A 14,375-nucleotide genomic window follows, 5' to 3' on the forward strand; every position below is an offset into this window, starting at 1 on the left:
GTTCTAAACTTAGAAAGCCAATAGCCGGCATAACAACCTGTACCCGAAGTTATATTCATCTTTATTATATGCAAATTGTAGGCGCAACAGCTTAGGTCAAGAGCATGACGAAAATGTTTTCGGACACAATCATGCAGGTGGCAGTTTCGTCAGTAAATTGAGAATTAAACTCAAAGCCGAGTTGAGTAAAGAACTCGATCGATTGATTGAGGTTTTTAACTGGTAGATTAACGAAAATTTGAGTACTCATGGGTTCTTCTTTTGAATTATTGCACAGTCAAAGCTCGACGAAAAAGCGCTGAGGTTTTACAGGGAAGACGCCCATAAGCGCCTCCCCACAAGTCAAGGAGTTTTCTGGCAGTTGACCATCCAGGGAATGCCGAATTGATCGACCAACATACCAAAGCGGACAGACCAAAAGGTTTGATCGATCGGCATCTTCACTTTTCCGTTTTCTGCCAGGATATGAAAGATGCGTTCTGCCTCCGCTGGCTCGTCAACGCTGATTTGCACGTAAAAGCCTTGGGGTGTTTCAAAATACCCAGGCGGGCTGTCAGACCCCATCAAGAGGCGATCGCCCAAATCGAGGCAGACGTGCATGATTTTGTCATGCCATTCAGCAGGTATATGCTCGGCTGAGGGCGCATCTCCGTGGGTCATCATTATGACAATTTTGCCGCCAAGACAGTGTTCGTAGAACTTGAACGCGGCTTCACAGTTGCCGTTGAACATGAGATAAGGATTGAGTTTCATGGTGTTGACTCAGTAGATTGGGCTATGGGTTGAGCGTAAATACAGCTTGAGAAGTCTCCGGATCGAATGGAATCGAGAGATGTTCGTGTAATATCTGCCATTCGCCTTGAATTTTCTGGCAGACAGCGGTGACGCGCATCCAGGTCTGCATTGCCGGATGGTCTTGGCTTCCTGTGAAGCGAAATAGCCAATGTGCAACCGCTAAGTCTTCACTGACGGTAATCTTCAGGTCTCGTGTTTCAATCTCAAAGGTGTCGGGGAAGTAAGGCAAACATTCTGACCACACTTGACGCCAAGCATCTTTTCCTTGGGTTTGGAAAGGAGGTTTAACATCGAAGACGATAATCTCCTTGGCATAGTGGGACATGATTTGCTCAACATCCTTGGCACAGATAGCGCGTTGTTGCTCGGCAATTAGTTGGCGAATCTGAACTTCATTAGTTGCGATCGCGCTTTTAGTTGTCATTGTCATCTCTCCTTTTGGGTTGAGGTTGAATGCAGTTACGAATTTTCTGGCAAGCCTGCAACTTCAATTACAGGTCGAATTTCAACAGTGCCGACGTGCGCGCCTGGAATCCGCGCGGCGATCGCGATCGCTTCGTCGAGATCCTGAGCATTAATTAGAAAAAAACCGCCTAATTGTTCGCGAGTTTCTGCAAACGGCCCGTCAGTTATTAGTGGTTTGCCGTCGCGCACCCGAACGCTGGTTGCAGTGGCCACAGAATGGAGTGGGGCGGTTGCGAGATACTGCCCCTTCGAGTTGAGTTGTTGTGCCAGTTGCGCGGATTCTAGATAACAATGTTCCCGTTCAGTTTGGCTCAGGGCATTTTCCTCCAGGTAAATCAGCAGCAAATATTTCATGGGGTTGTTTCCTTTATTTCCCTTTGTCAGTAAGTCGAACGGTGCTGACTCAAATCGACACTCCACCAAAAATTTTTATCGTTTAGTACGATCTGGGTATACCTCCCTTGTTTCCCTTTGTTAGTAAGTCGAACGGTGCTAACTCAAATCGACACCTCGCCAAAAATTTTTTATGTCAGGTATAATCCCAAACGGAAAAACAGACGTAAAGCAAGCGATCGCCTCCCTTTATCAGGCTGAATGGGGGCGGATCGTCGCTATCCTCATCCGGTTGGTGGGGGATTTCGATGTAGCTGAAGAAGCGGTACAGGAAGCCTTTATAGCGGCTGTGAATCAATGGCAGTCGAGCGGTGTACCCGATCTCCCCCGTGCGTGGATCGTCAAAACAGCCCGATACAAAGCCATTGATCGCCTCCGACGGCGGACACGGCTGACGGAAAAATTGGAATGGTACGCCGCCTCCGGGTTAATCCCAACCCGCGAGGAGCCAACTTACGATACAGACGAAATTCCAGACGATCGGCTGCGGCTGATCTTTACTTGCTGCCATCCAGCACTGGCGATCGAGGCGCAGGTTGCTTTGACGCTGCGGCTGCTGGGCGGACTGGAAACAGATGAAATTGCGCGGGCGTTTCTCGTGCCCACGGCAACGATGGCGCAACGACTGGTGCGTGCCAAGCGCAAGATTCGGGATGCAGGTATTCCCTATAAAGTGCCGGACACAACCGATCTGTCTGTGCGGGTAGACGCAGTGCTGACGGCGATCTATCTGATTTTCAATGAGGGCTACGCGACGACTAGGGGCGAGACGATGGTGAGGGCTGACCTCTGCACAGAAGCGATTCGGCTGGGTCGCCTCGTGAGGATGTTGATGGCACCGCAACCGCCCTCAGAAGTGACTGCACTTTTGGCGCTGATGTTGCTGCACGACTCCCGACGCGATGCCCGTTTGGATGAGGCGGGCGATCTGGTGTTGCTCGAAGATCAGGATCGTAGTCGCTGGAATCAACAACAGATTGCTGAAGCGCTACCGCTCGTTGAAGAGGCATTGCGGGGCGAAATTGGTTCGTTTGCAGTGCAAGCAGCGATCGCCGCACTACATTGTCAAGCAGCACAAGCAGAAGAAACGGACTGGTTACAAATTGTCCGCCTCTATGATTTGCTCGAACGCTTGCAGCCCTCGCCGATTGTTTCGCTGAATCGGGCGGTGGCAATCTCAATGATAGAGACTCCTCAGACAGCTCTCGAACTCATTGATGGGCTTGCTCCCCAACTTAATGACTACCATCTATTTCACGCCACCCGTGCCGAGATGCTACGCCGCATCGGAGCCTCAGCGTCAGCCGCAGAGAGCTACGCGATCGCGCTCATGCTGGTTACAAATGACAGCGAACGCCGCTTTCTGGAGCGTCGGCTGCGCTCAGTTCAGCCCTAATTTTCCCAAAGCCCAATTCCAAGTTAAAAATGCTTAACCGAACAGTATTGAAACCGTATCAATGTACTGTCGTGACACCTTCATGATGCCAATCTACTCGGTTCATACGATAAACGAAGCAGTCATCGTCACCAAATCGTCGAGGCTCGACAAATTGGAAACCAAAACGTTCATAAAAGCGGTGGACGCGGGTATTGCTAGCAAGTGGATCGATGAGTACAGCTATCACTTGCGGGTCAGCAAAACATCGAGCAAGTGCAAGCTGCATCATTTGGGTTCCATAGCCTTTGCCCAAATCACTCTCTTCCCCAATCCAGATATCAATAGCGCGAAGATTCGCCGGAACATCACCCCAGTAGTGACTATCCTCACGTGCAGGATCGATGATCTGAATAAATCCGATGGGGCGAGCATCAATTTCAGCAATCAATTGCTCTCTCCATTCAGGAGTGCGGTCAAGTTCTGTCTCCCAGCCCCAGTCATCGTTAGGATCGGAGTCTACTACGTGAGGTTGCTCATCCCAATGTCGCAGCAGATCCAAATCAGCAAAGGTAGCAGGACGGAGATTTATCCTCATCGGCGGTGGTACGTTATAGTTCATGGCTTTACTCAGGTTAGTTAGCACTTACCGACTCATATTTACCGTGGTGTAACCAAATACCAAAGGACAGAGGAATTTTACCAAGAAGCGATCGCAGAGTAGAAATATATACAAATCTAAAGACTTTATTAAGTAGATACCCAGGTAAAAAATGGGTAGTTCTCCGCTATCTTTAAGCAAGCGATTCAGGGATGATTAATTCTATAGAAAAGCGCTAGCAAAAATTTTAGGCTGGCATTTAATAAACCGTATATAAATCAAAGCCCTGAACTTTTATCAGGGCTTTTTAAATTTAAGCAGATCGATCGTAGTCTTTTGAGTCTGATTATTTCGTTGAAGCGATCGATTATTTATACAGTAGTGCTAGTGCTGAAATAATGATGGCAAGACTGGGAAAATTGATGCTGCGAGAAAACCGTGATTTTCATGTGATTCAAGAAATAGAAGCTGCTTTGCGTCAGTATTCTTTCCTCGGTCAAGGCATTTGCATTTTAGGCGAAAGCACCCTACAAAAATTGCTCTATAAATAATCTACATAATAAACTACGATAAAACTATCGGAATAGTGTCTTTAAAGATTATGAGTAACACTAAAAAAGTTAGTGACGACTTGAGCGCTTCTGGACAACTAACTTCTGAAGAGTTAAAACAGGCAGCCCAAGAGGGATTTAAGTCAGTGCTGAACCTGCGTTTTCCTGATGAAGCCGGTTTTCTCAGTGACGAACAGCAGCAAGCTCAAGCAGCTGGACTGCAATATGCCAATATCCCATTAAAGCCTTCAGAAGCAAATCAAGAGCAAACAGAGTTAGCAATTCAGGAGATTGAGAAGTTACCCAAACCAATTTTAATTCACTGTGCTGCTGGAGCAAGGGCTGGTGGTATCGCCTTGATTGCCAATGCAATTAGTGAAGGTCTGACTTATGAGGAAATTAGTCAGAAAGCTCAAGAGCTTGGTTTAAATTTAGAACAACCCCACCTCAAGCAATTCCTACTTGAAAAGTATATTGCCAAGTAAAAATGACTAACTCAGCACCAAGTCGTTTGGGCGAACTCGCCAACCTGTTTTTTAAACTGGGCGTCATTGGCTTTGGGGGGCCGGTTGCCCATATAGCCATGATTGAAGATGAAGTGGTTAAGCGGCGTCAGTGGTTGACAAGGGAGAATTTTCTAGATTTGCTGGGTGCAACTAACCTAATTCCCGGGCCAAATTCTACAGAAATGGCTATCCATATAGGATACATCTATGCAGGATGGCTGGGGCTGATTGTGTCAGGCGTCTGTTTTGTCTTACCTGCGGTTCTAATTACTGGTGGGTTTGCTTGGGTTTATGTTGCCTACGGTACTCTACCCCAAATTGCTCCTTTGCTTTATGGCATTAAACCAGCTGTTTTAGCAATCATCATCAATGCCCTGTGGGGCTTGGCAAAAAAGGCTGTAAAAACCCGCCAATTGTTAGTAATTGCTTTCGCTGTGGCATTGCTGACATTGTTATTCAAATTAAATGAAGTAATTGCCCTATTAATTGGGGGATTGCTGGGGATGGTTTGGTTACATTCTGGCGAGAAAAACGACAAACCAGGAGATAAAGCCAACTTTCTGATTGCTAGTCTCAGCACAGGTGCAACCTTGAAAGCATCAGCTGTACTTGCTACATCGATAGCTACTGCATCTACTGTAGCCAACGTTTCTTTATGGCAGTTGGGTTGGTTTTTTCTCAAAGTCGGTAGTGTCTTATTTGGTGGTGGCTACCTTTTGGTGGCTTTTCTGCAAGGGGGATTAGTTCAAGAATACGGCTGGCTGACACAACAGCAGTTATTAGATGCGATCGCAATTGGTCAATTTACCCCTGGGCCAGTACTTTCCACTGCTACGTTTATCGGTTATGTGATTGCTGGCATACCTGGGGCAATTGTTGCCACTATTGGAATTTTTCTACCTTCTTTTGTTTTTGTTGCTGCCCTAAATCCCCTAATTCCACGCTTACGAGCCTCTTCTTGGACTAGAGCATTTTTGGATGCTGTGAATGTTAGTGCTGTAGCCTTAATGGTTGTGACTACTCTGCAACTGGGGACAGCGACTTTAACATTACCACAAGCCCCATTTGTAGATTTTCTCGGCTTGGCGATCGCGATCGTCTCAGCCATTTTAGCCATTCACTTTCGCATCAATGCTGGATGGCTAGTCTTTGGTAGCGCCTTCATTGGATGGGGTGCTTCACTCTTGGGCTACACTCGATGAAATTGCAAGTATTTTAAGCTTGACTTTATACACTTATTCGTTTAAGTGTATTTTTTGATTTAAGCTTTTTATCCTGTCTATGACTCGAATTGATAGAGATTTTTCTGATTTTGACGGCTTAAGTAAGTCAAAAAATAGATAGATTAAATCTTGCTTTCAAAGTATTTTCATGTAATAATCACTATTAACTCCGGTAAATACACTTATTTACAGTAGTTAATGGTCGAAATTCAAAAATTTAGCTTTTTATCTATTTTTAAATAGATGTAGGTTGAGTTTCGCTTTGCTCAACCCAACATCGATCGGAGTGTTGGGTTTCGTTTCTTAAACGCCACGTGCTACAAGTCGGCATAGCCGCCCAACGCAGTGGCTCCCCAACCTACAATTTTTTTGCAATAATTTAGCCTTGCTACGCCACTACTTATATTTACTTTATAAATCACTCTGACTCATTTGTGGAAATCAAGTTAACCTAAACTAAGGTGAAATATGTCAATTCAAGACACAGTATATAATTGGGAACAACTGTTAGAAATTGCCCAAAAAAATACCCCGGCTCGGCGGGTGCGTAGACCAGGGCAATCTCCTTCTACCGCTCCTATTCCTAGCAGTCTTCATAAACTGGCACCAGATACAGAACCGCCAGTACTGCTCTACCGCGATACTAACTCTTGGTGTCCATTTTGCGAACGGGTTTGGTTTGCTCTCGAAGAAAAAGAAATTCCTTTTGCAACAGAGTTTATCGACTTGACTAACAAGCCTAAATGGTATACCGATTTAGTTCCCACAACACTTGTCCCAGCAGCGAAAATTGAGGACAAGTTAGTTTATGAATCCAAAGATATTCTGTTAGCCTTAGAAGAACGATTTGGGCCAACCTTGCTTCCTGAAGACCCAAAAGAAAACGCTGTTGCTAGGCAGTGGCTTGATGATGCTGAAACCAATGGTGTGAGAGATATCGCCTACCAATTTCTCAGACAACCCCCAGAAGATCCGAATGAATTAGCAAGTTTACAGGCAGCTTTTGAAGCGAAATTAGACGAGCTAGAGCAACTTCTCGGAAAGTATCCCGGTCCCTACTTTTTATCAACATTTAGCGTGGTAGATATTACTTATAGTCCCCATTTAGACAGATTGGCGGCGAACTTACCCGTTTATCGCGGATATCAACTCAAAGGAAATCCCCGCTATCCTCGGATCAACGCTTGGTTTGAAGCGCTCAAACAACGTCCCGCTTATCACCGCGTCAAATCGGATGATACCACCAACAATTTACTTTTGCGTCGTCGGTGGGGCGTAACACCAATCGGCAATCCTTTGCCACCTGACCCGGCTGTTAGCCAAGAAATCCAATTTCGGGCAGAAGCGGCTGAAAGGTTGACTGATAACCGAGAAGTTGCTTTAGGAGATATTCTGAAAAACTCCGGGGTGCAAGCATTGGCGGTTAATGGCGACACAACAGCCGTTAAAGAAGCGGTTGATTTTCACCTCAGATTGCTGGCTGACTATCTCATCAATGGTAATGGTGCAGCATTACCGTGGGGGCGCGTGGGTGGTAAAGATAATGCCGACCCCACTGCGGCTGCGGTTGGTGCTATTACACTGGCCTATGTGAGAAATCGCATCTGTGCGCCACGGGATATGAGTGCTGGTGCTGCAACTGCATTCCGCGCAGCAGCTGATAAAGTGTTGGCATCTCTTTATTAGCGATCGCATTTCCAAGTCATTTGCAATCTGGTATAAAAGAATGTAGAGACGTAGCAGTGATACGTCTCTACAAAGGTTTTAGATGGAGATGTCTTATCAGAAAAATGGGTTTAAAACCCCGTGTTTCCAGCACGGCTTTAAAGTAATGAGTAATGAGTAATGAGTAATGAATGGATGAAAAATGGGTATTTACTCATTACTTATTACTTATTACTCATTACTCCTTCTTAAGAGTGCGTTCACGGCGGTGAGGATGTCAACGATAATCTTGACTTTGAATGCTTCCTAAACGAGCAGCATCACGAATATTGTAGTCAGCACGAGTAAAGCGATTTAGCTGCATTTCAAAAAAGTCTCGATTAGCTTGTAAATGCTTGGGATTTTGGTCATCTAAAGGATATAAAAGAGCAGTTCGCAAAGCTTGAATTACCGCAGAAGTAACACAATACATTGAGCGTTGAAAACTCACTCCTAACTGAATCAACATATCTTCTTCACCCCGGCAATGTTTGCTGTAGTAATCAACAAGATATGGTGGCAAAAAATGTAACATATCTTGCATTAATAATGTCGGGGGAATGCCAGCAGTACCCACTGGAAATACATCAGCGTAAAGAATACCAAAGTGAAAGTCTTTCTGGTCTTCTGGTACTTGACGCGCTTGAGCATTATAAGATTTTGTGCCTCGGAAGGGTGCAGTGCGGTAGAAAACTGCTTCTACATAAGGTAATGCAGCTTCATATAACCACATGAAACCCTTGGATTTGGGGATAATTTCGTAGCATTCACCACGAATATAAACGTGATGGTAAATGGGACGACCTGCGATCGCAAATATACCATTAACTATGAAGCTCATCGCCTCTGGGACGCTGGTAATAGTACCTTCGTCATAGCGGTCTGACATTTCAAAGAATACTGGGGCCATGATTTCCCAGAATAAGCCCAGATTAGCGTAGTATGACATCTGGCGGCACTGTTCCAAAAACATATCGGGGAACAGCTTGTACATTCCCAGCATGACTGGGTTCCCTTGGAAGTAAGCTTTAATTGCCCGGTCAGCGTTGGCTTTGTATTCTTCAGAATCTAGATAAGGGTCAAACTGTCCACCCATCCCTCTGTGCCACAACATCGCCCGCATACAAGCTTCCGCAAATTCCATGTTAATGCGATCGTGGAATAAGTGATGCAATAACTTTGGCATTTTGAAAGTTTCACCCTTCTCAATAAATGCCAAAAGTTCTGGATGTGCAGTAGCTTCGCCGCGCCAAATTCGTAAATCGGCATCGTCGCCAGCGTAATGATTATGCAGTTCTAAATACTCTTTGGGTAAGAAGTATTTAAAGAAAGGAACCGGGTTTAAAAATTCATTTTCAGCAATATAAAGTAGGTCACGCCAGTAAAAATCCATCGGTACAGCATAAGCTTTATATAAACCGATGATTTGCATCAAATTTTCTGGAGTATCGGGTAACATTGCACCGCCTGCTTCTAAGCGATGAATTACATCGGCAAATTCGTGCGTTGAAGGTGGTAATTTAATTGCTGTTTTAATTGCTGTCATATTATTTAGTAATTGGTGTTAGTGATTCTTGACGAATATTCAGGGCATGAAAAATGCTTAAAACATCATGTGTCCAAACTGGGAGTATTAGCGTCATAGCAATTTCTTCGACGCTGTGAATTGTACCAGCAATACAAGTCAGCCATACGGTAACTCCGGCGTAATCAAAGCCAAACAGGGCAATAACGGCAATAAAAAGAGTGATTCCCCAAAATTTTGCAGAGTAGGTGTGATAGCTAGCGGGTTTACCATATTTCACTAAATTCACCACCCACCACAGCAATTGAGCAAAAACAATCATTAGCAAAGGGACGCTATAAGTAACGAGAATATCTTGATAAACTATCCACGCACTTACGAAAATACAACTAAAAAGGCAGACATCAGCCCAACTGTCAGCTTGGCGCAATTGGGCAGTACTGACATTTAGTCGCCGCGCAATAATGCCATCAAAAATATCGGAGAGAAAGGCTGCGACAAAACCGACGATGAACCAAATACTGGTTTTGCCATCCCAGGCATCTAACAGGAGGAATGGAGATATCAAAAAGCGAAATAAAACAAGACTACTGGGAATTAATGTGAGATTCATCCTTCCTCCTTTATCGATGCGTAACTCTCTTATTGATTACTTCAGCGCGACTTCAGAGATTACGGTTTTTTCCAAAGGGGGAATTGCAGCCACCATTGTTGTAGTTGTGGATTCACTCCAACGCACTAACCATGTAGGTTGTACTCCTAAAAAGATGATGAAAGCTGCCAAAATTAAAGCGGGGATTTTTTCAGGCCAAAGGACTTTGGGATAGTAGGCGAAGTTATCGAGTCTGCCAAAACAGGTGCGGTTGAGGAGGATGACAAAATAAACTGCGGTTAATCCACTAGCCACTATACACAAAATTGTCGGGATGGGAAAAACAGAGAAACTACCTTGAAAGACGAGAAATTCGGCGATGAATCCTGTTAAACCGGGAATACCTGCGCTAGCCATCCCACTTAAAACTAGTAAGGCGCTAATTAAGGGTATACCGCGTATGGGACTCATTAAACCATTGAGTTTATCTAACTCGCGTGTACCGACTTTGGCTTCTACAACTCCCACCAAGTGGAAGAGAATCGCCAGAATGATACCGTGGCTGAACATTTGGGCGACTGCACCAACGAGTGCTAAGGGAGTACTGGCGGCACCAGCTAGCAAGATATAGCCCATGTGACCAACGGAACTGTATGCTACCATGCGCTTGATGTCTTTTTGAGCGATCGCAACTACTGCCCCATAAATAGCGCTGATGGCTCCCCAAATTGCCAAAGTCGGTGCAATAATGCTCCAAGCGTGGGGAAACATACCCAACCCAAATCGCAGTAATCCATAAGTTCCTAGCTTTGCTAACACGCCACCGAGAAGAATGGCAATTGGTGCTGAAGCCTCAACATAAGCATCGGGTAGCCAAGTATGGAAAGGAATTAAGGGAATTTTAATGCCAAAACCTACTACTATTCCTGCTAGTAAAAGGATTTGCTTTGCTGTTGACAGATTTTCTGTAGAGACGGCATCAAAAGCAAAATTGGTAGAACCACTCAGCCATACCATACCTAAAAATGTTGCCAGAATTAATGCTCCCGATACAGCAGTATAAATCAGGAATTTCATCCCAGCATAACCCCGTTTTGCCCCTCCCCAAATGGAAATTAGCAAATAGAAGGGGATTAATTCTAGTTCGTAAAATAGGAAGAATAGCAGCAAATTCTCTGCTAGAAAAGCACCTGCAACTCCTCCACTAACTAATAAGATCATGGAGTAGAACAGCCGGGGGCGTTCAGTTTCTTTACTGCTACTGTAAATAGCAATCCAGGTAAGCAGGCTATTTAACACCAACATCAAGATAGAAAGCCCATCAACACCTATTTGATAGCTCAAACCAAGGGTTTCATTCCAGGGTAAATACTCTTTAAATTGCATTCCTGGATTGCTGATATCAAATTTTAGTAGGATAAACAGGTTCCAGAAAAGAACTATCCCAGAAAAAATTAATGCCGTTAAACGAATGCGATGTTTAGGGAAACTTAGAGGTAATATTGCTATGAGAAGAGCAGCAAAAATTGGGAGCCAAATCAATACACTTAACATGGTAATTTTGTCCTTTGTCTTTTGTCCTTCGTCCTTTGTCTTTTGTCCTTTATGACTTACTCTTAGCCAATGACCAATACTTCAACTACGCTCAGTACAAGTGACCAATGACTAATGACAAAGGACAAAAAAGCTAACTAACTAAGCTGATTTTTCCAGTATCTAAATCGTAATAACCACCGACTATTTTCAGTTTTTCTGCTTTGATTAACTCAGATAAAACTGTCGATGATTTCAATTTTTCAACTTGCGCTAAAATATTTGCTTTACAAGCATTTTCTAACTTATCTCCTGATTTATCTTTTGAGCTTTCTACACTTGGTTTAATTGCTTCAAGTAAACTTCCAATTTGCCCTGGCACTGGATCGCCTTTTATCGCCGCTTGTACCGCACCACATCTTTCATGCCCTACTACCATGATGACTTTAGTACCTAATACTAAGCTGCCAAATTCTAAGCTACCAATTTGCTGTGTTGTGGCAATATTACCAGCTATCCGGCAGACAAATAAATCTCCAAGTCCTTGATCGAAGACAATCTCTGAAGGAACCCGTGAATCTGCACAGCCTAAAATAGAAGCAAAGGGCTTTTGACCTTTGGCAACTTCGATTAAACGTGATTGAGTTTGGTTAGGATTGCGACGTTTTGCTTTAACAAACCTATCATTTCCATCTAATAACTCTTGCAGTGCCTTATCGGGGGTAATATCATCTGGTGCTGATTTTGTTTCGGCTGCAAGTAAGTTTGAGCTAAGTCCGGCTGTCAATACACCTGTACCGATCGCACCTGCACCAAACTTCAATAGACCTCTTCTGGAAAGATTGATTTGGGGATATTGTCTGCTCATGAAATTCTCCTCACAATATTAAACTGTTAACTTTTAGTAGGATAGTTACTGCTATCCAATTGTCGAGATTTGAAAAACCATATTTAAAAATTGCATTCCCCAAAATGGCCAAGTTACCCACATTCCTAAAAAGCTCACTCCTAGAAGAACAGTGAGTGCATAAAACTGGGTTTGCCCAGAGTTGCTGTATTTGAGACCTTCGCCACCTAATAGCGAAAATAAACCAACAAAATTAACGATGCCATCGACTACAAAGCGGTCAATCATATCGGCAAGTTGGGAAATTTTGGCAACTCCAAAAATTATGGTCATTTTATAGAGTTTGGGGGTATAAAAATCGTATGCGATTAAGTCTTGTAAACCTTTCCAAGGCAGGCGAATCGGTTTGGGAATATTGCTGAAATAAATCACACCAGTGATACCGCAACCGAAAATACTTGACAAATTTAAAAGTAGTGCGACATCTTTATTTAGGCTTGCCCAATCTGGTAAAAGTGATAAATTTTGCAAGATGAAAGGAAGATTTAGATTAAAGCCAAGTAGAATCATCATTGGCAGAATCATCGGCCAGTGAGCTTCAGGCGATCGCTGTGTCATTTGAGTAGCTTTACCGCCAAAAAGTAAAACGAATTCTCTGGTCAAACTCACCGCTGTCAAAGCATTTACCGCGATTATTACTCCCACTAACCAAGGTTGAGTTTCCCACAGCCCATCTGCTAATTCCATCAGCGCCCAAAAGCTACCCAGTGGTGGAAAACCAATTAATCCCAAACTGCCGACAATAAAGGCGATTCCAGAAATCGGGCGACGCTTCCACAATCCACCCATTTGGGTTACGTCTTGGGTGATGCTATTCCAGATAATTCCGCCCGTACTCATCACCAATAGTGCTGCGGATAGGGCGTGGGTGAGTACTAACAATAGCGCCGCTTCGTCTTGTTGCACTCCCACCGCAATGAATACTAAACCCATGTATGCGCTGACAGAATAGGATTGACAGCGTTTCATATCGATTTGAGCGATCGCAATTAATGAAGCACCCACGGCTGTCACCGCACCAATCGCAACCATCGCCGAGGAAGCTATGGGCGAGATGGTTAACACAGGTTGCAATTTAATCAGCACCCATGCACCACTAGCTACTACTACCGAGTTCCGCAAAATCGTACTGGGAACCGGGCCTTCCATCGCTTCATCTAGCCATAAATGCAGGGGAAATTGGGCACATTTACCCATCGGCCCAGCAATTAAAGCTAAACTTACCAATGCCATAGTTGTCGGGTTGACATTAGCAGTAGCCGCCCATTCAGCTAATTCTGTATAATTCCAAGTTCCAGCTAAAGGCCATAATGCCAACACGCCCATCAGCAAGAATAAGTCTCCCACCCGCTTGGTTAAAAACGCATCTCTCGCACCTGAAACTACCAAAGGCTGGCTAAACCATAAGCCGACTAGTAGATAGGTTCCCAGTGTGAGAACTTCCAAAATTACATAGCTGAAGAACAAGTTATTACACAGAGCAAGGGCACATAATCCGGCTTCAAATAATCCCAATAAAGAATAGAAGCGTCCCCAACCCCAATCCATTTCCATATAGCCGATCGCATAAATCTGCGCCAGCAAATTCAAGCCAGTAATCACAACTAAAGCGCTGACACTGACTGAGGATATATCCAAAGCAATGGTTAAGTCTAAACCAGCTGTAGATAACCAAGGAATAAAGACTTCTTGGGCTGGATGATTCCAAGTTGCTTGTAAGGCGATCGCACTATGCACAAACGCCAAAAATGTCATTACCAAATTTACGTAACCCGCCGGTCTTGGCCCTGTTTTCCTAATGATCCCTGGCGACCAAGGCACAGCTAACAAGCCACCTATTAAGGCATAGCACGGAACTAGCCAAACAGTCTCTAGTAGAAACTGAGCCATCTAACTCACCTCTATAATTGTCATTAAAAATTTGTGGTTTTGAGTCAACTGGCGTTGATCCCAGTTAACCCAGCGATGATCTACGACGGACGACGCCTACGCAGAACATACAAATTTATGTTTATTTAATTTTGTTAGAAACAGCTTACCGTTATATCTGTCAAAAGGGAATTAGTTAATTAAATAAATTTAGGATAATAACTCTAATTATTTCTTATATAATCAACTATTTCCGCAAGAAACAATAAGTATTTATTCTTACTCTATGCATTGAATGAGGGATGAATCAATAGTTATCATTAGTTTTATCAATTC

15 protein-coding genes are annotated in these 14,375 nt (G+C 44.0%); 5 read left to right on the plus strand and 10 right to left on the minus strand.

Annotation, left to right across the window (positions count from 1 at the left end; all coding sequences use genetic code 11):
* Positions 1 to 91: 91 nt before the first annotated feature.
* The 4 genes from V7K84_RS00005 to V7K84_RS00020 form a co-directional block, all read right to left on the minus strand.
* Positions 92 to 250: a VOC family protein gene (locus V7K84_RS00005; RefSeq protein ID WP_334835158.1), complete on the minus strand. Its 159-nt coding sequence runs from the start codon at positions 248 to 250 to the stop codon at positions 92 to 94.
* 92 nt (positions 251 to 342) lie between these two features.
* Positions 343 to 753 carry a VOC family protein gene (locus V7K84_RS00010; RefSeq protein ID WP_334835160.1) on the minus strand — a complete coding sequence of 137 codons (411 nt, stop codon included), beginning with the start codon at positions 751 to 753 and terminating at the stop codon, positions 343 to 345.
* Positions 754 to 775: 22 nt separating this feature from the next.
* Entirely contained in the window at positions 776 to 1,219 is a 444-nt protein-coding gene (locus V7K84_RS00015; protein WP_334835162.1) for a YybH family protein, read from the minus strand.
* Between the two features lie 35 nt (positions 1,220 to 1,254).
* Positions 1,255 to 1,614 carry a YciI family protein gene (locus tag V7K84_RS00020; RefSeq protein WP_334835165.1) on the minus strand — a complete coding sequence of 120 codons (360 nt, stop codon included), beginning with the start codon at positions 1,612 to 1,614 and terminating at the stop codon, positions 1,255 to 1,257.
* 172 nt (positions 1,615 to 1,786) lie between these two features.
* Between V7K84_RS00020 and V7K84_RS00025 the strand changes: the two genes are divergently transcribed.
* Positions 1,787 to 3,049, plus strand: coding sequence for an RNA polymerase sigma factor (locus V7K84_RS00025; RefSeq protein ID WP_334835167.1), 1,263 nt, complete (start codon positions 1,787 to 1,789; stop codon positions 3,047 to 3,049).
* A gap of 58 nt (positions 3,050 to 3,107) precedes the next feature.
* Here the strand turns inward: V7K84_RS00025 and V7K84_RS00030 are convergent, their stop codons facing one another.
* Positions 3,108 to 3,650 carry a GNAT family N-acetyltransferase gene (locus tag V7K84_RS00030; RefSeq protein WP_334835170.1) on the minus strand — a complete coding sequence of 181 codons (543 nt, stop codon included), beginning with the start codon at positions 3,648 to 3,650 and terminating at the stop codon, positions 3,108 to 3,110.
* A gap of 377 nt (positions 3,651 to 4,027) precedes the next feature.
* Here V7K84_RS00030 and V7K84_RS00035 point away from each other — a divergent pair, with 377 nt between their 5' ends.
* The 4 genes from V7K84_RS00035 (at position 4,028) to V7K84_RS00050 (ending at position 7,595) form a co-directional block, all read left to right on the plus strand.
* Positions 4,028 to 4,180 carry a hypothetical protein gene (locus V7K84_RS00035; protein ID WP_334835173.1) on the plus strand — a complete coding sequence of 51 codons (153 nt, stop codon included), beginning with the start codon at positions 4,028 to 4,030 and terminating at the stop codon, positions 4,178 to 4,180.
* A gap of 50 nt (positions 4,181 to 4,230) precedes the next feature.
* Positions 4,231 to 4,665 carry a beta-lactamase hydrolase domain-containing protein gene (locus V7K84_RS00040; protein ID WP_334835175.1) on the plus strand — a complete coding sequence of 145 codons (435 nt, stop codon included), beginning with the start codon at positions 4,231 to 4,233 and terminating at the stop codon, positions 4,663 to 4,665.
* Between the two features lie 2 nt (positions 4,666 to 4,667).
* Positions 4,668 to 5,888 (plus strand): chromate efflux transporter, encoded by a 1,221-nt coding sequence (chrA, locus tag V7K84_RS00045; RefSeq protein ID WP_334835178.1) that lies wholly within the window; start codon positions 4,668 to 4,670, stop codon positions 5,886 to 5,888.
* Positions 5,889 to 6,377: 489 nt separating this feature from the next.
* Positions 6,378 to 7,595: a glutathione S-transferase family protein gene (locus tag V7K84_RS00050; protein ID WP_334835180.1), complete on the plus strand. Its 1,218-nt coding sequence runs from the start codon at positions 6,378 to 6,380 to the stop codon at positions 7,593 to 7,595.
* A gap of 256 nt (positions 7,596 to 7,851) precedes the next feature.
* Here the strand turns inward: V7K84_RS00050 and V7K84_RS00055 are convergent, their stop codons facing one another.
* The 5 genes from V7K84_RS00055 to V7K84_RS00075 form a co-directional block, all read right to left on the minus strand.
* Positions 7,852 to 9,159 (minus strand): CO2 hydration protein, encoded by a 1,308-nt coding sequence (locus tag V7K84_RS00055; protein ID WP_334835182.1) that lies wholly within the window; start codon positions 9,157 to 9,159, stop codon positions 7,852 to 7,854.
* A gap of 1 nt (position 9,160) precedes the next feature.
* Positions 9,161 to 9,751: a CDP-alcohol phosphatidyltransferase family protein gene (locus tag V7K84_RS00060; RefSeq protein ID WP_334835184.1), complete on the minus strand. Its 591-nt coding sequence runs from the start codon at positions 9,749 to 9,751 to the stop codon at positions 9,161 to 9,163.
* 36 nt (positions 9,752 to 9,787) lie between these two features.
* Entirely contained in the window at positions 9,788 to 11,284 is a 1,497-nt protein-coding gene (locus tag V7K84_RS00065; RefSeq protein ID WP_334835186.1) for an NADH-quinone oxidoreductase subunit M, read from the minus strand.
* Positions 11,285 to 11,417: 133 nt separating this feature from the next.
* Positions 11,418 to 12,131, minus strand: coding sequence for a carbonic anhydrase (locus V7K84_RS00070; protein ID WP_334835188.1), 714 nt, complete (start codon positions 12,129 to 12,131; stop codon positions 11,418 to 11,420).
* Between the two features lie 51 nt (positions 12,132 to 12,182).
* Positions 12,183 to 14,060, minus strand: a complete 1,878-nt coding sequence (locus tag V7K84_RS00075; RefSeq protein ID WP_334835190.1) for an NAD(P)H-quinone oxidoreductase subunit F — start codon at positions 14,058 to 14,060, stop codon at positions 12,183 to 12,185.
* Between the last annotated feature and the right edge of the window lie 315 nt (positions 14,061 to 14,375).

It is taken from the genome of Nostoc sp. (assembly GCF_036917315.1).
In the GTDB taxonomy this organism is placed as follows: domain Bacteria; phylum Cyanobacteriota; class Cyanobacteriia; order Cyanobacteriales; family Nostocaceae; genus Nostoc.